Origin of the sequence: Mycobacterium sp. DL592, from assembly GCF_011694515.1 — a bacterium.
Taxonomy (GTDB): Bacteria; Actinomycetota; Actinomycetes; order Mycobacteriales; family Mycobacteriaceae; genus Mycobacterium.
In genome coordinates this window covers 3,126,443-3,142,212 of the sequence record NZ_CP050192.1, presented here as the reverse complement: position 1 = coordinate 3,142,212, position 15,770 = coordinate 3,126,443, and the positions used below count along the sequence as shown (strand labels likewise).

Annotated in this window: 18 protein-coding genes; 14 read left to right on the top strand and 4 right to left on the bottom strand. The window is 69.0% G+C overall.

The features are described from left to right. Window positions 1–98: 98 nt before the first annotated feature. The 5 genes from HBE64_RS15075 to HBE64_RS15055 are packed head-to-tail and all read left to right on the top strand — an operon-like array spanning window position 99 to window position 5,132. Entirely contained in the window at window positions 99–1,481 is a 1,383-nt protein-coding gene (locus HBE64_RS15075; protein WP_167103639.1) for a glutamine synthetase family protein, read from the top strand. Next, the gene (locus HBE64_RS15070) at window positions 1,468–2,229 is read left to right on the top strand and encodes a gamma-glutamyl-gamma-aminobutyrate hydrolase family protein (protein WP_167103636.1); all 762 of its coding nucleotides are present in this window, start codon (window positions 1,468–1,470) and stop codon (window positions 2,227–2,229) included. Before HBE64_RS15075 ends, HBE64_RS15070 begins: the two co-directional genes overlap by 14 nt. Further along, the gene (locus HBE64_RS15065; RefSeq protein WP_167103633.1) at window positions 2,226–3,590 is read left to right on the top strand and encodes an aldehyde dehydrogenase; all 1,365 of its coding nucleotides are present in this window, start codon (window positions 2,226–2,228) and stop codon (window positions 3,588–3,590) included. Before HBE64_RS15070 ends, HBE64_RS15065 begins: the two co-directional genes overlap by 4 nt. Beyond that, window positions 3,591–4,364, top strand: coding sequence for a 3-oxoacyl-ACP reductase (locus HBE64_RS15060; RefSeq protein WP_167103630.1), 774 nt, complete (start codon window positions 3,591–3,593; stop codon window positions 4,362–4,364). It abuts the gene before it with no gap. 9 nt (window positions 4,365–4,373) lie between these two features. After that, window positions 4,374–5,132 carry a FadR/GntR family transcriptional regulator gene (locus HBE64_RS15055; protein WP_167103627.1) on the top strand — a complete coding sequence of 253 codons (759 nt, stop codon included), beginning with the start codon at window positions 4,374–4,376 and terminating at the stop codon, window positions 5,130–5,132. Here HBE64_RS15055 and HBE64_RS15050 read toward each other — a convergent pair. Together HBE64_RS15050 and sigC are read right to left on the bottom strand one after the other, a co-directional pair. Further along, window positions 5,077–5,598, bottom strand: coding sequence for a hypothetical protein (locus HBE64_RS15050; protein ID WP_167103624.1), 522 nt, complete (start codon window positions 5,596–5,598; stop codon window positions 5,077–5,079). The genes HBE64_RS15055 and HBE64_RS15050 overlap by 56 nt on opposite strands. 38 nt (window positions 5,599–5,636) lie before the next feature. After that, window positions 5,637–6,188: an RNA polymerase sigma factor SigC gene (gene sigC, locus HBE64_RS15045; RefSeq protein ID WP_167103621.1), complete on the bottom strand. Its 552-nt coding sequence runs from the start codon at window positions 6,186–6,188 to the stop codon at window positions 5,637–5,639. A gap of 192 nt (window positions 6,189–6,380) precedes the next feature. Between sigC and HBE64_RS15040 the strand changes: the two genes are divergently transcribed. The 3 genes from HBE64_RS15040 to HBE64_RS15030 are packed head-to-tail and all read left to right on the top strand — an operon-like array spanning window position 6,381 to window position 9,198. Next, entirely contained in the window at window positions 6,381–8,618 is a 2,238-nt protein-coding gene (locus HBE64_RS15040; protein WP_167103618.1) for a cation-translocating P-type ATPase, read from the top strand. Between the two features lie 18 nt (window positions 8,619–8,636). Beyond that, window positions 8,637–8,849 carry a heavy-metal-associated domain-containing protein gene (locus HBE64_RS15035; protein WP_167103615.1) on the top strand — a complete coding sequence of 71 codons (213 nt, stop codon included), beginning with the start codon at window positions 8,637–8,639 and terminating at the stop codon, window positions 8,847–8,849. 40 nt (window positions 8,850–8,889) lie between these two features. Beyond that, window positions 8,890–9,198, top strand: a complete 309-nt coding sequence (locus HBE64_RS15030) for a WhiB family transcriptional regulator (protein WP_167103612.1) — start codon at window positions 8,890–8,892, stop codon at window positions 9,196–9,198. On the opposite strand, the gene HBE64_RS15025 is transcribed toward HBE64_RS15030, so the two are convergent. Then, window positions 9,156–11,096 (bottom strand): cytochrome c oxidase assembly protein, encoded by a 1,941-nt coding sequence (locus HBE64_RS15025; protein WP_167103609.1) that lies wholly within the window; start codon window positions 11,094–11,096, stop codon window positions 9,156–9,158. The two genes, HBE64_RS15030 and HBE64_RS15025, sit on opposite strands and share 43 nt — an antisense overlap. A 110-nt stretch (window positions 11,097–11,206) precedes the next feature. Between HBE64_RS15025 and HBE64_RS15020 the strand changes: the two genes are divergently transcribed. After that, window positions 11,207–11,866 carry a DUF5134 domain-containing protein gene (locus HBE64_RS15020; protein ID WP_167103606.1) on the top strand — a complete coding sequence of 220 codons (660 nt, stop codon included), beginning with the start codon at window positions 11,207–11,209 and terminating at the stop codon, window positions 11,864–11,866. Window positions 11,867–11,964: 98 nt separating this feature from the next. Here HBE64_RS15020 and HBE64_RS15015 read toward each other — a convergent pair whose 3' ends face one another. Further along, the gene (locus tag HBE64_RS15015; RefSeq protein ID WP_167103603.1) at window positions 11,965–12,681 is read right to left on the bottom strand and encodes a zf-HC2 domain-containing protein; all 717 of its coding nucleotides are present in this window, start codon (window positions 12,679–12,681) and stop codon (window positions 11,965–11,967) included. Window positions 12,682–12,758: 77 nt separating this feature from the next. Here HBE64_RS15015 and HBE64_RS15010 point away from each other — a divergent pair, with 77 nt between their 5' ends. From HBE64_RS15010 to HBE64_RS14990, 5 genes are all read left to right on the top strand, one after another. After that, a complete protein-coding gene (locus HBE64_RS15010; RefSeq protein WP_059020603.1) occupies window positions 12,759–13,091 on the top strand; it encodes a helix-turn-helix transcriptional regulator in 333 nt (110 codons plus the stop codon). A 117-nt stretch (window positions 13,092–13,208) separates the two neighbouring features. Beyond that, window positions 13,209–13,895 carry an energy-coupling factor ABC transporter permease gene (locus tag HBE64_RS15005; protein WP_167109231.1) on the top strand — a complete coding sequence of 229 codons (687 nt, stop codon included), beginning with the start codon at window positions 13,209–13,211 and terminating at the stop codon, window positions 13,893–13,895. Further along, window positions 13,892–14,233: a PDGLE domain-containing protein gene (locus HBE64_RS15000; protein ID WP_167103600.1), complete on the top strand. Its 342-nt coding sequence runs from the start codon at window positions 13,892–13,894 to the stop codon at window positions 14,231–14,233. The genes HBE64_RS15005 and HBE64_RS15000 overlap by 4 nt, the downstream gene beginning before the upstream one ends. A gap of 5 nt (window positions 14,234–14,238) precedes the next feature. Beyond that, window positions 14,239–15,015 (top strand): cobalt ECF transporter T component CbiQ, encoded by a 777-nt coding sequence (cbiQ, locus tag HBE64_RS14995; RefSeq protein WP_167103597.1) that lies wholly within the window; start codon window positions 14,239–14,241, stop codon window positions 15,013–15,015. Next, entirely contained in the window at window positions 15,000–15,752 is a 753-nt protein-coding gene (locus HBE64_RS14990; protein ID WP_243841328.1) for an energy-coupling factor ABC transporter ATP-binding protein, read from the top strand. The genes cbiQ and HBE64_RS14990 overlap by 16 nt, the downstream gene beginning before the upstream one ends. Window positions 15,753–15,770: the final 18 nt, after the last annotated feature.

Sequence of the window (15,770 nt, the reverse complement as noted above, 5' to 3'; positions counted from 1 at the left end):
GAGTGACAGTCATGTAAATCTGAAGGCTGAGGCTGCCGATGCGGCGGGCTCCAATGGTTGACTTTCCGTCGAATCATTCCATCGATGAAGGGACGCTCGTGACGCCTGGTAGTGGTGCCCGCCGGTCCGGGCTGTTGACTCACACCGAATTGGATCAGCTGGTGGCGGCCGGTGAGATCGACACCGTGATCGTCGCCTTCGCCGACATGCAGGGCCGGCTGACCGGCAAGCGGGTGGCGGCCCGGCTGTTCGTCGAGGAGGTCGCCGCGCACGGCGCCGAATGCTGCAACTACCTGCTCGCCGTCGACGTCGACATGAACACCGTCGACGGCTACGCCATGTCGAGCTGGGAGTCGGGCTACGGCGACATGGTGATGAGCCCCGACTTCGCCACCCTTCGGCTGCTGCCGTGGTTGCCGGGGACCGCCCTGGTGATGGCCGACCTGTCGTTCGTCGGTGGTGCGCCGGTGGCCCCGGCGCCACGGACCATCCTCTCGACTCAGCTCGACCGATTGGCACAGCGCGGCCTGGAGGCGTTCGTCGGCACCGAACTGGAATTCATGGTGTTCGACGACACCTACCGCGACGCCTGGGCGGCCGGCTACCGCGGGCTGAAGAAGTCCACCGACTACAACGTCGACTACGCCATCCACGCCTCCACCCGGATGGAGCCGCTGCTGCGCGACATCCGGGTCGGTATGGACGGTGCGGGGATGTACTGCGAAGGAGTCAAGGGGGAGTGCAACTTCGGCCAGCAGGAGATCGCGTTCCGCTACGACGGTGCACTGGTCACCTGTGACAACCACACGATCTACAAGAACGGCGCGAAAGAGATCGCCGACCAGCATGGCAAGAGCCTGACCTTCATGGCGAAGTTCGACGAGCGCGAAGGCAACAGCTGCCACATCCACATCTCGCTGCGCGGCGCCGACGGCAGCCCGGTGTTCGCCGACAAGAACGATCCGCTGGGGATGTCGGCGATGTTTCGCAGCTTCATCGCCGGCCAGCTGGCCACCCTGCGCGAGCTGACCCTGTTCTACGCACCGAACATCAACTCCTACAAGCGTTTTGTCGAGGGCAGCTTCGCCCCGACCGCGATCGCGTGGGGTCTGGACAACCGCACCTGCGCGCTGCGGGTGGTCGGTCAGGGCCATTCCATGCGGATGGAGTGTCGCGCCCCCGGTGGTGACGTCAACCAGTACCTGGCGGTCGCCGCACTGGTGGCCGGCGGCCTCTACGGCATCGATAACGCGCTGGAACTACCGGACGCGTGCGTCGGCAACGCGTATACCAGTGGCGCGCAGAAACTTCCGACCACCCTGGCCGAGGCCGCCGAACTCTTCGAAGGCTCGGCGGTGGCGCGCGAAGCCTTCGGCGACGAGGTCGTCGAGCACTACCTCAACAACGCCCGCGTCGAGCTGGCGGCGTTCAACTCCGCGGTGACCGACTGGGAGAGGGTGCGCGGCTTTGAGCGACTCTGACCACGGTTCGGCTGCCCGGCACCGCCCCGTGGTGGGCCTGACCACCTACCTCCAGCAGGCGCAGACCGGGGTGTGGGATGTGCACGCCAGTTTCCTGCCGGGTATCTACCTCGAGGGCGTCACGCTGGCCGGCGGTATCGCGACGCTGCTGCCGCCCCAGCCTGTCGACGCCGGTATCACCGACCAGGTGCTCAACCGCATCGACGGGCTGATCATTACCGGCGGCAAGGACGTCGACCCCGCCGCGTACGGCCACGACCCGCACCCGACCACCGACCAGCCCGATCGGCACCGTGACGCCTGGGAGTTCGCCCTGATCGACGGTGCGCTGCGGCGCCGCATGCCGGTGCTCGGCATCTGCCGCGGTGCCCAGGTGCTCAACGTCGCCCTCGGCGGCACGCTGCATCAGCACCTGCCCGACATCCTCGGCCATACCCGCCATCAGCAGGGCAACGCGGTGTTCTCCACCTCGACGGTGCGCACCGTCGAAGGCAGTAAGCTCGCCGCGCTGATCGGGGAGACCTCCGATGCGCAGTGCTATCACCATCAGGCCATCGACCGCCTCGGCGACGGGCTGGTGGTGAGCGCCCGGGACGACGACGGCGTGATCGAGGCGGTCGAAATGCCAGGCCATGATTTCGTTCTCGCGGTGCAGTGGCATCCCGAAGAGACGCTGGACGACCTGCGGGTGTTCGCCGGACTGGTGGACGCCGCGCGGGTGTATACGACCGAAAGGGCTGAGCTGTGACCTCCACCGAGCTGATCAATCCCGCCACCGAGCAGGTGTTGCGCAGCGTCGAACTGACCGACGTCGCCGGTGTCGACGACGCCGTCGCGCGGGCCAAGGCCGCGCAGAAAGCTTGGGCCGCCAAGGCGCCCGCCGAGCGCGCTGCCGCGCTGCGGTCCTTCGCCGCGGCCGTCGACGCGCACGTCGGCGAACTGGCCGCCCTCGAGGTCGCCAACTCCGGGCACCCGATCGGGGCCGCGGAGTGGGAGGCCGGCCATGTGCGCGACGTGCTGCAGTTCTACTCGGCGTCACCGGAGCGGTTGTCCGGCAAGCAGATTCCGGTGGCCGGCGGCCTCGACGTCACCTTCAACGAGCCGATGGGCGTCATCGGTGTGATCACACCGTGGAACTTTCCGATGCCGATCGCGGTGTGGGGGTTCGCCCCGGCGCTGGCAGCAGGCAACGCGGTTGTGCTCAAGCCCGCCGAATGGACGCCGCTGACCTCGATTCGGCTCGGTGAACTCGCACTGCAGGCCGGACTGCCCGAGGGCCTGTTTCAGGTGCTGCCGGGCAAGGGATCGGTGGTCGGCGAGCGGTTCATCAGCCACCCCGACATCCGCAAGATCGTCTTCACCGGCTCCACCGAGGTCGGCACCAAGGTGATGGCCGGGGCCGCGTCCCAGGTCAAACGGGTGACACTCGAACTCGGCGGCAAGAGCGCCAACATCGTCTTCGACGATTGCGACCTGCAGAAGGCGGCGGCCACCGCGCCCTACGGGGTGTTCGACAACGCCGGCCAGGACTGCTGCGCGCGTAGCCGGATCCTGGTGCAGCGCAGCGTGTTCGACAAGTTCATGGAAATGCTCGAACCCGCCGTCAAGGGCCTGGTGGTCGGCGACCCGGCCGCCCGCGACACCGAGATGGGTCCGCTGGTGTCGCGCAAGCACTTCGAGTCGGTGGCCGCCTACGTGCCTGACAACGCCCCGGTGGCATTCCGCGGCTCGGCGCCGAGCGGCCCCGGGTACTGGTTCCCGCCGACCGTGCTCACCCCGGCGCGCACCGACCGCACCGTGACCGAGGAGATCTTCGGTCCGGTCGTCACGGTGCTGCCGTTCGAGGACGAGGCCGACGCCATCGCGCTGGCCAACGACACCGAATACGGTCTGTCCGGCTCGATCTGGACCGACAACCTGTCCCGGGCGCTGCGGGTGTCGCGCGCCGTCGAGGCAGGCAACCTCAGCGTGAATTCGCACTCGTCGGTGCGGTACAACACCCCCTTCGGGGGGTTCAAGCAGTCCGGGCTCGGTCGTGAACTCGGACCCGACGCCCCGCTGCACTTCACGGAAACCAAGAACGTCTTTTTCGCGGTAGAGGAGAACTAGATGGATCTGTCCCAGCGTCTCAAGGACAAGGTCGCCGTCGTCACGGGCGGCGCGAGCGGCATCGGCCTGGCGGCCGTCAAACGGTTGCGGGCCGAAGGCGCGATCGTCGTCATCGGCGACGTCGACCCGAAGACCGGTCAGTCTGTTGCCGACGAGCTGAACGTCACCTTCGTCCAGGTGGACGTCTCGGATCAGGGTGCGGTCGATCGGCTGTTCGACACCGCTTTCGAGACCCACGGCGGCGTCGACATCGCCTTCAACAACGCAGGTATCAGCCCGCCCGATGACGACCTCATCGAGAACACCGGCATCGACGCCTGGGACCGGGTTCAGGACGTCAACCTCAAGTCGGTCTTCTTCTGCTGCAAGGCGGCGCTGCGGCACATGGTGCCGGCGCAGAAGGGGTCCATCATCAACACCGCGTCGTTCGTCGCGGTGATGGGCTCGGCCACCAGCCAGATCTCCTACACAGCGTCCAAGGGCGGCGTGCTGGCGATGTCCCGCGAGCTCGGAGTTCAGTACGCGCGCCAGGGAATTCGGGTCAACGCGCTGTGCCCCGGCCCGGTCAACACCCCGCTGCTGCAGGAGCTGTTCGCCAAGGATCCCGAGCGGGCCGCGCGCCGGCTGGTACACGTACCGATGGGCCGGTTCGCCGAGCCGGAGGAGCTGGCCGCTGCGGTGGCCTTCCTGGCCAGTGACGACTCGTCGTTCATCACCGGGTCGACGTTCCTGGTCGACGGCGGTATCAGCGGCCACTACGTAACTCCGCTGTAGGTCATCCAGATGTCGGCAGCGGCGGGCAGGAGCGAAGCGACCGGGGATGTAGCGCGGGACGATTCGGCAGTGGCTTCCGAGGCACTGCTGCGTCCGGTGCGCCCCGGAAACGCCTTCGAGGACACCGTCGGCCGGCTGCTGCAGACCATCCGGCTCGGTGTGCTCGCTCCGGGGGACTCGCTGCCGCCGGAGCGGGAGCTGGCCGCCCGGCTCGGGGTCAGCCGCGACACGGTCCGCGAGGCGATCAAGTCGCTGGCTGATGCCGGTTACCTGGTGTCGCGGCGCGGCCGCTACGGCGGGACGTTCCTGGCCGAGGAACTGCCCGCGCCGAGCGAGGAAGCCGTACGGGTCAATCGGGCCGAACTCGACGATGCGATGCGGCTGCGCGAGATCCTCGAGGTCGGGGCCGCCCGGATGGCGGCCTCGCGCACCCTGACCGCCGCCGAACGCGAAGGCCTGTGGTCGCGCCTGGTCGACGTCCGTGACGCCACCCCCGACGACTACCGGCGGCTGGATTCGCGGCTACACCTGGCCATCGCCGAGGCGGCCGGCTCGCCGTCGCTGGTGCCGTTGGTGGCCGAGAACCGGATGCGGCTCAACGCGCTGCTCGATCAGATTCCGTTGTTACGCCGCAACATCGTTCACTCCGACGAGCAGCACGAGGCGATTGTGATCGCGATCCTTGCCGGTGATGTCGCGGCGGCGGAATCGGCTATGCGGGCCCACGTCGCGGGGTCGGCCGCACTGCTGCACGGCTTCCTGGACTGAGCCGAAGGTCGGGCTGGGATCGCTCCAGCGGTGTCAGCACCGCCTGCAGCCACAGCACGGTCAGTGCCACCGACCACAGTGTGCCCACCGCCATCCACAGGCGTGGTCCCGGGGACTGGGCGATCGGGGTGGTCTGATGCCACCACACCACCCCCACGCCGACGACCGTACCGATACCGCCCCCGTACGCGGCCAGCGTGCACCAGCGAAAACAGCTGCGCAGCAAGGCAATCGATGACATCACGGCCGTCGAGGTGAACAGGGTCAGTGCGACGGCGCAACCGGCGATACCCGGTGTACCGGCAGCGGCCCGGGCGTGGACGTCGGCCCAGCCCAGCGCCGCGGCCGTGGCAAGACATGCGATGAGGACGGCGGTGACGAATCTGCGCCGCCGACTCATCCAGATGTCGTCGAGGACCCGTCGCTCGATAGCGCGCAGCATCACGTCGATATCGCTACTGGGCACCTCGACTAGTCGGATCGAGTTGGCCGCCGGTTCCCGGCTCAGCCCGCCTGGTCGTCGCGGTTGGCCGCGATCATCAGGTCGTCGCGGGCACGGGCGACTCGCGAGCGGATGGTGCCGACCGGGCAGCCGCACACCTCGGCGGCCTCGGCGTAGGACAGCCCCAGCACCTGCGTGAGCATCAGCGCGTGCCTGCGGTCCTCGTCCAAGCCGTCGAGCAGCATCCGGATCTCGATGATGTCCTCGAAGCGGGCCGCACTGCGCCGAGTGTCGAGCACCTGATCGAGGTCGGCGGAGTACGCGGAGCGGGGCCGGGCCTGGTTGCGCCGGATCTGGTCGACGACGACGCGGCGGGCGATCGACAGCAGCCAGGTGCGCGCCGAAGAACGCCCGGAGAAGCGGGGCAGCGAGCCCAGCGCGCGCAGGAATGTCTCCTGCGTCAGGTCGTCGGCGTTGCCCGGATCACCCAGGAAGGCCACGGTTCGCCACACATCGCGTTCGGTCGCCCGGATGAAGGCGTCCAGCGCGGCGTCGTCACCGCGCCCGGCGGCCAGTGCCCACACGGTCACCTGGTCGTCGTCGCGTTCGCTCACAGGAAGTCAGAGTAGGGGATGGCCCCCGACGGCACATCCCCAGCCCCACAGGAGCTTCGGCACACCCCTCGGGAGTACTTTGGAAGAGTCGAATGAGCCCAGCACCAGGGATTTCTTTTTTCCGGGAACCCGGAGCTGTCGGCATCCGACTATTCGACCTGAGCCGAACACTGTCGATCGACGAGGAGGATGATGACGGCATCTGTTGTCGGCGGCGTCGCCGACACCGACGTCCGCCGCGTCCAGCTCGACGTCTCGGGAATGTCCTGCGCGGCGTGCGCGGCGCGGGTGGAGACCAAGCTCAACAAGGTCGACGGTGTGCACGCGACGGTCAACTATGCGACCCGGGTGGCCACTGTCGACGCCGCCGAATCGGTACCGACCGAGACCCTGTGTGAGGTGGTCCGCAAGGCAGGCTACGACGCAGCCCCGCGCAACCCGACACCGGTCGAGGTGCCCGACCCCGACGACCAGACCGCCCGCAGCCTGCTGCGCCGGCTGGCTGTCGCCGCGGTGCTGTTCGTGCCGCTGGCCGACCTGTCGGTGATGTTCGCCGTGGTGCCCAGCACCCGGTTCACCGGGTGGGGCTGGGTGCTCACAGCCCTGGCGCTGCCGATCGTCACCTGGGCGGCGTGGCCGTTCCACCGTGTCGCCCTGCGCAACGCCCGCCACGGCACCGCATCGATGGAGACGCTGATCTCTGTCGGTGTCACCGCGGCCACGCTGTGGTCGCTGTACACGATCTTCCTCGGCCACGGCGTCCGCACGACCCGCGGAATCTGGGAGGCGCTGCTGCGCAGCGACGCCATCTATCTTGAGGTCGCGGCCGGAGTCACCGTGTTCATCCTGGCCGGCCGGTACTTCGAGGCCAAGGCCAAATCGCGGGCCGGTAGTGCGCTGCGTGCGCTGGCCGCCCTCAGTGCCAAGAACGTGACGGTGCTGCTCGCCGACGGCACCGAGATGGTGATCCCGGCCGACGAACTCAAAGAACAGCAACGCTTCGTCGTGCGCCCCGGCGAGACGATCGCCGCCGACGGTCTGGTGGTCGAGGGCAGCGCGGCGATCGACATGAGCGCGATGACCGGGGAGTCCAAACCGGCCCGCGCCCATCCGGGGGGCCGCGTCGTCGGCGGCACCGTGGTGCTCGACGGGCGGCTGATCGTCGAGGCCGCCGCCGTCGGCGCCGACACCCAGTTCGCCGGGATGGTCCGCCTCGTCGAGGAGGCCCAGGCGCAGAAAGCCGACGCCCAGCGGCTGGCCGACCGCATCGCCGGCGTGTTCGTACCCGCCGTGTTCGTCATCGCCGCCGTCACGGCCGCGGCCTGGCTGGCTGCCGGTGCCGACGCCGACCGGGCGTTCTCGGCGGCGCTGGCGGTGCTGGTGATCGCATGTCCCTGCGCGCTGGGCCTGGCCACCCCGACGGCGATGATGGTGGCCTCGGGGCGCGGCGCCCAGCTGGGCATCTTCCTCAAGGGCTACCGCGCGCTGGAGGCCATCCGCGCCGTGGACACCGTCGTCTTCGACAAGACCGGCACGCTGACCACCGGGCATCTCACGGTCACCGGCGTGACGGCAGCCGACGGCTGGCAGGCCGACGACGTGCTCGGCGTGGCCGCCGCCGTCGAGGCCGCCTCCGAACACGCGGTGGCCGTGGCGATCGCGGGTGCGCTCACTGACCGGTCACCGGTCGAGGACTTCCGGTCCTATGCCGGCCGGGGAGTCACCGGTGTGGTGTCGGGCGCCGCGGTGACGGTGGGCCGGCCGGTCTGGGTGCGCGGTGACGCACCGCTGGACGCCCAGCTGGAGGCAGCCTGGCGGACCGCGGAATCACGCGGGGACACAGTCGTTTTCGTCGCCGTCGACGGTGCGGTGTGCGGCGCGATCGCGGTGGCCGACGCGGTCAAGGAGTCGGCGGCCGCGGCGGTGGCGGCGCTGCACAGCAGGGGTCTGCGGACGGTCCTGCTGACCGGGGACAACGCCTCGGCCGCGGGTGCGGTGGCCGCCCAGGTGGGCATCGACGAGGTGATCGCCGAGGTGCTGCCCGAAGGCAAGGTCGACGTCATCGAGCAGTTGCGAGACCGTGGGCGGGTGGTCGCCATGGTCGGCGACGGCATCAACGACGGCCCGGCGCTGGCGTCGGCCGATCTGGGACTGGCGATCGGCCGGGGCACCGATGTCGCGATCGGGGCCGCCGACATCATCCTGGTGCGCGACGACCTCGACATCGTCCCGCAGGCACTGGATCTGGCCCGCGCCACCATGCGCACCATCCGGGTCAACCTGTTCTGGGCATTCGGGTACAACGTGGCCGCCATCCCGATCGCCGCGGCCGGCCTGCTCAATCCGTTGATCGCCGGTGCGGCGATGGCGTTCTCGTCGTTCTTCGTCGTCTCGAACAGCTTGCGGCTGCGCAACTTCGCAGGCCGCTGATCGGAAAGGCTGAAACACATGTCGGAGCAGACCTTCAAGGTAGACGGACTGCACTGCCAGAGCTGTGTGCGGATCGTGAGCACCGCGCTGGGCGCGTTGCCGGATGTCAGTGCCGTCGAGGTCGACCTCGGCGAGCCGTCGACCGTGCGGGTGCAGTCCGGCGCCGACCTCACCGTCGAGCAGATCCAGGCTGCACTCGACGAAGAGGGCGAATACTCCGTCGTCGGCTGACCGGGGAACCGGCCACCATCGTCTCCCGACTATGTAAAGCGTGAGGCGACAACGATTTCCGCGGCCGTCGGTGCAGGAGTGGGACTGGCAGCTTCGGGGCCGGTGCCGAGCGGTCGACGCGTCGGTCTTCTTCGGTCCCGACAGGGAGACGAACGCCGCACGTGTCCGTCGTGAGCGGGTCGCCAAGGACGTCTGCGGGCGCTGCCCGGTCATGGCGGAGTGCCGCAGGCATGCCCTGGCCGCCGGTGAGCCCTATGGAATCTGGGGCGGTCTGTCGGCGGCCGAGCGCCAGCAGTCGCCGGGGCGTCAGCGCCGGGTCTTGGACAGCTCCCGCAGCATCGCGTTGTAGGCGTCGAGGTCGTCGTCGTAGTGTGCGTCGGCGTGGCGGTCGGTGCGCACGGCGACCTTGCGGTCCTGGCGGGCCCACTGCACCACCAGCGCGACCACCACCACGATCACCGGCAGTTCGCTTGACCCCCAAGCGATTGCGCCGCCGAGGTGTTGGTCGTCGAGCAGGCTGGACAGCCAGGGCAGATCGAGCTTGCTGTAGAAGCTGTGCCCCATCACCGATGTCATCGTCATGGTGGCGATACCGAAGAAGGCATGGAACGGCATCACCGCGAACAACATGGCGAGCCTGCCGATGAAGGGCAGGCGGCGCGGGCCGGGATCGATGCCGATGATGCCCCAGAAGAACAAGTAGCCGGTGATCAGGAAGTGCACGGTCATGAACTCGTGACCCCAGTGGTAGCGCACCAGCGTGTCGAACAGCGGTGTGAAGTACACCGCGTAGAGCGAGCCGACGAACAGGACGAACGCCGTTGCCGGATGCGACAGGAACCGCGACACCGGCGAATGCACCAGCCACATCAGCCATTCCCGCGGCCCGGGTGGCTGACCGGCCGCCGCAGCGGGCAGCGTCCGCAACGCCAGCGTGATCGGGGCGCCCAGCACCAGGAACACCGGGATGAACATGTTCAGCGCCATGTGCTCGGACATGTGGACGCTGAACATCGCCGAACCGTAGGCCCGCACACCAGAACTGGTGGCCAGCAGCAGCGCCAGGCACCCGAGCAGCCAGGCCACCAGACGGCCCGGCGGCCAGGCGTCGCCGCGGCGGCGCAGCCGGACCACCCCGAGGACGTAGATCGCCGCCAGCGCCACTGCGCCGACACCGAGTAGCACGTCGAAACGCCACACCGTCAGCAGCCGAACCACATTCGGCGGCTGGGGGAGTGCGTACCCGAGGAAGACGTCCCATGCGGTGAACTTGTGGGCCAGCAGCCGCGGTGCGGTTTGAATCGCCATCGCCGAGACCGCCGCGAGCGCGACGATCAATGCCAGCGCACCGCCGCGGCCGCCCGCGCCGGCTCGGGCCCGCAGCCGGGTGATGTCGAGCAAGCAGGTCACCAGCACCACCGCCCCGGCCAGCAGCCCCAGGCGGCCGTAGTCGGAGCCGGTCACCCACCCCGTGTCGGTCAGCAGGTACAGCAGCAGCGCGCCATAGCCGAGCGCCGCCGCCCCGGTGAGGATCTCGACGAGTAGCACGCGGCGCTGCAGCGCCACCGACGGCGGGGCCACGGCGGCGCTGATCTTGACCCCGGCCAGCACCGCCAGGGCGAGGGAGAACACGATGACGGCGCTCGTCGAATAGTCGTGATCGGGGCCCTGCCCGGCGTTCCCGGTCACCCCCACGGCGATCACCGCGATCAGGCTTGGGATCAGCAGCACCACGTGCCAGACCCAACGCACCGTCAGGCGCAGAGCCACGGCGACGATCGCTGCGAACATGGCCACCGCCACCCACCCGCGGGCCGTCTCCGAGGCGCCCAGTGCCGCACCGATGCCGCCGCCGCTGACCAAGCGGCCGACTGACACCCCAGCGTCATTGGCCGCCTGGACCACCACCATGACCGTGGCGGTCGCCACCCAGAGCGGCGCGACCCGTTCGGCGAGCAGATGCACCCGGAACGAGGACGCGTCGAGCACCCCGCGTTCGTCGGGGCACGCCGTGATGACGACGAAGACCAGAGCGCCCAGGCAGATCGCGCCGGCCAGCGTGGCAGTGAAGTGGCCGACGATCTCGGCGGTACTGGTCGGCAGGCCGGGAAAGGAGTCCCCGGTGGCCCGGAACCGATCGCCGCCGGACGCCGCGGCGTAGCCGGTCAAAGCTGCGGCCATGGCGAGGTATCCGCCGACCAGGACCCATCGGCCGGCGGGTCGGGTGCCCGTGCGGCTCGACTCCATCGCCGCTAGTCTACGACTCTTCGTCGTAGCGAATCCCGTCCGGGGGAACTACGGGCCGCCGCCGTTCGACCAATTCAAGTTATGTTCCCGAGATCGAAAGATGATGCCCGATGATCCAGGACCTGACGTTGCGCTGGATCGTCACCCTGCTGTTCGTGCTCAGCGCTGCGGAGTGCGGTTTCGCCATTGCCACCGGGCATCGCCGGTGGCCCAGTGTCGTCAGCTACTCGCTGCACGCGGTCATGGCGGTGGCCATGGCGGTGATGGCCTGGCCGGGCGGCGCCGCTCTGCCCACGGTCCCGCCGATGGTGTTCTTTTTGCTCGCCACGGGGTGGTTCGCCGTCATCGCCGCCAGTGCGGGGGCGGCCGGTCATCGTCTGGTGACCGGCTACCACGCGCTGATGATGCTGGCGATGGCGTGGATGTATGCGGTGATGAACGGGCGTCTTCTGCCCGGCCAGTCATCGGTCGCTGCGGATTCCGCCGGTTCCGGCGGCCATCACGCGGGGCACATGAACATGCCGGGGATGGACATGCCGGATATGCCGATGGGTGACTCGGCACCGGCGGCCAGCGGGTATCCGGCCTGGATCGCCACACTGAACTGGGTGTGCGCCATCGGCTTCGCGGTTGCCGCGGTGGTGTGGCTGTACCGGTATCTCGTTGCGCGCCAGTCCCGGTCGGGTGGTGATGCGGTGCATCAGCTGGGCCTGCTCAGCCAGGCGATGATGGCCATCGGTATGGCGGTGATGTTCGGGGTGATGCTGTAGGCGCTGCGGCCCTGATCGGCGACAGTAACCTCACGGCGGCCGAAGGCCCGATTTTCCGCCGTGAGGTTACTGTCGGCATTCCGCGGCGGCCGTCGTCGTCAGGCCGCTGAGCCGTCGGTGGGGTAGAGGTGACCGCGCCTGCGCCCGCGCACGGCATTGTCGGGCAGCACCAGATCATCGGTCGCCGCTGCGGTCTCGGAGCGGTCCTGCGGGCCGGGGGTTTGGGCGGCGCGCCAGACCAGCAGTGCCAGGACCGTGCCGAGCAGGACGGGAAGGTGACTCAGGATCCGGTCGAACGTGACCGCGCCGGAGAGTGCGTCGCTGACGACGTAGCCGGTCAGGATCACGGTGAACACGGTGAGCACGCCGGCGAGCCCGGCGGCGGCCGCCGGCCGTACCGCGGCGACGATCATCACCACGCCCAGCGCCGCCGACCACGCCGTCGACTCGTTGAGCAGATGGCCGGCCATCATGGCGTGGTGACCGCCCGAGGTCCCGACGTTGGCGCCGAGGCCCTGCGCCAAGGCCAGCGCTACCTGGGCGCCGCCGACCACCCCGAGCGCCCGGCGTTGCCACCCGGCGACCCCGGCCGGTGCCCACCGGCGTCGCGCGGGTTCGGCGGGATCGGCGACGGCCTGAACCTGGGACCGGCCCGCCAGCCGCCGCAGCAGCTGGGTCTGATCGACGGCACGCGAATACCACTCGCTACACGTGTCACACGTGGCGAGGTGCTCGTCGACGCGGGGTGCCGGGACAGGCTCCCGTTCCCCGTCGATACGAGCTGACAGCGCCTCGCGGGCGACATCGCAGTCCACGGATCAATAGTCGCGCACCGGGGGCGGATTGTTCCAGCTGATCGGGATTGGCTGGCTGCTGGACTAGATTCCTTGTCATGGACGGGCCAGGTGACGAGGTGACGGTGGAACGTGCCTCGTCCGCGTTGGCGGACGTCGACATCAACGGCTGGACGCAGCGCTTCGACCTGCTGAGCGATCCGCATCGGCTGGAGATCCTGCTCTGCCTGCACCGGGCTCCTGGAATTTGCGTCGGCGATCTCGCCTCGGCGCTGGGCCGGTCGGAAAACGCGGTCTCCCAGGCTCTTCGGGTACTGCGCCAGCAGGGGTGGGTGACCTCGACGCGGGTCGGCCGGCTGGTCAGCTACCGCCTGGAGGATCACACAGTGCACGATCTGCTGCACTGGATCGGCGCCGCGCACAATGAGTAACAAATAGTTCATCTGAACATGTAGACAGATGACGGCTGCCCGCACTAGGTTGTAGCCCGGGCGCTGCACGGGCGCCCCGGGGCCGAGGAGGCACGGTTGAGCGTCTCGATCGCAGCCATGCATATGAGCGATGGCCTGGTGAATGCTCCCACCTCCCTGCTGTTCGGAGCCCTCGCGATCGCCGCCGTCGGCTTCTGCGCCTGGCGGGCCCGAACCGAACTCGACGAGCGCACCGTTCCGCTGGCCGGCCTGGTCGCAGCGTTCATCTTCGCCGTGCAGATGATCAACTTCCCGATCTTGCCCGGTGTCAGCGGTCACCTGCTCGGTGGTGCGCTGGCCGCCATTCTCGTCGGCCCTTCCACCGGTGTTTTGTGCATCGCGATCGTCCTGGTCGTCCAATCGCTGCTGTTCGCCGACGGCGGGGTGACCGCGCTCGGGATGAACATCACCAACATGGCCCTGATCGGCGTGGCCGCCGGCTACTCGACCGCCGTACTCCTTTTTGCGGTGGTCCGGCGGCGGGGTAAAGAGCAATCCGTACCCGCGCTCGGTGTGGTCGCCTTCGTGTCCGCGGTAATCGGGACAATCTGCGCGTCAATGGGATTCGTCATCGAGTACGCCATCGGGGGAGCGGCGCCCACCTCGCTGAGCACGGTGGCGACCTACATGCTCGGCACCCATGTGCTGATCGGAATCGGCGAAGGGGTGATCACCGCGGTCACGGTCATGGCGGTGGCCCGGTCGAGACCCGACCTGGTGTATCTCCTGCGGCGCAGTCGCACCGAGGCGGCGGTGCCCGCATGAAGCGGCACTGGCGGTTCTGGGCCGGCTTCGTCGCGGCCATCGTGCTGATCGCCGGAGTGGTGTCCTATTTCGCCAGCTCCAGCCCGGACGGGCTCGACTCGGCAACCTTGCAGGGCTGCCAGGTCGTCGAAACCCAGCATGGTGAGCAGCTGACCGGAAGCTGCATCGCCCAGCACGCCACCGAACACCCGATGTCGGTGTCGCCACTGGCCGACTACACGCTGTTCGGCCACGCTGGCAGCGTCGGCGCGGCCGGAATCATCGGAGCTGTGGTGGTGCTCGCGCTAGCCGGCGGGTTGTTCTGGCTGCTGGCCCGCAGCCGCCGTTCCGGGAGCTGAGGCCGGTGGGTGCGGGCCACTCCCATCCGCTCTACCGCGACGGCCACTCGGCGCTGCATCACGCACCTGCCGAGGTCAAAATCGCCGGGCTGGTGGTGTTCGTGCTGGCGGTGGTGGCCACCCCGCGAGAGATGATCTGGCCGTTTGCGATCTACGCCGGCATCGTGCTCGTCGTGTGGCGGGTGGCGCGCATCCCACTGCGCTGGATCCTGCCGCGGATGCTGATCGAGGCGCCGTTCGTCGTGCTGGCCGTGCTGCTGCCCTTCGCCGAGGGCGGCGAGCGCGTCGAGTTCGCCGGCCTGCAGCTGTCGGTGACCGGCCTGTGGGCGGCGTGGGGCATCGTCGTCAAAGGAACCTTGGGTGTCGCCGGCTCGCTGACCGTGGCGGCCACGACGTCGGCACGTGAGCTTCCACTCGCGCTGAGCAGGCTCGGGGTACCGGGGTTGATCACCTCTATGCTCGTGCTGATGATCCGCTACATCGACCTGCTGTCGGCCGAGATCGGCCGGATGCGGATGGCCCGGATCTCCCGCGGCGACTCACCGCGTGCGCTGCATCAGGCCGGTGCGATCGCCAAAGGTGTTGGCGCCCTGTTCCTGCGCTCCTACGAGCGGGGCGAACGGGTGTACCTGGCGATGACGTCGCGCGGGTTCGACGGCCACGTCCCCGAACTCGCGATCGTCGGCGCCCGGCCGCGGGCGTCGGCGACGCAGTGGGTGGCCGCGCTGATACCCGCGGCGGCAGCGGTCGCGGTGGCAGGGGCGGCATGGCTGCTCCGGTGAGCCCGCCGGCCATCCGGGTCGACGCCCTGAACTACCGCTACCCCGACGGCCGGGTCGCCCTCGACGGCGTCGGCCTGAGCATCGCGCCCGGGGAACGCGTCGCCGTCCTCGGACCCAACGGGGCAGGCAAGACCACTCTCATGCTGCACCTCAACGGTGTGCTCACCGCGACCTCGGGCACCGTCGAGATCGGCGGAACTGTGTTGAGCCGCAAGACTCTTCGCGATATCCGCCGCCGTGTCGGCCTGGTGTTCCAGGATCCCGACGACCAGTTGTTCATGCCCACCGTGGCCCAGGACGTGGCGTTCGGCCCGGCCAACTTCGGGGTCACCGGCGAGGACCTGGCCGCCCGGGTGCACGCCGCGCTCGACATCGTGTCGATGACCGAGCATGCCGACCGCAGCCCGGCGCACCTGTCCGTGGGCCAGCGCAGGCGCGCGGCACTGGCCACGGTGCTGGCCTGTGAACCTGAGATCCTGGTGCTCGACGAACCGTCGGCCAACCTCGACCCGGTGGCACGCCGCGAACTGGCCGAAACCCTGGCCACGCTGCCCGCGACGATGCTCATCGTCACCCACGACCTGCCCTATGCGGCGCAGCTGTGCGACCGGGCGATTGTCCTGGACCACGGTGTGGTCGTCGCCGACGACACCGTCACCGCCGTGCTGTCCGACAGTGCGCTGCTGGCCGCCCACCGGCTCGAATTGCCTTGGGGCTTCGTCGTTCCCACGCCCTGAGTCAGCCGCGAGTGTGCG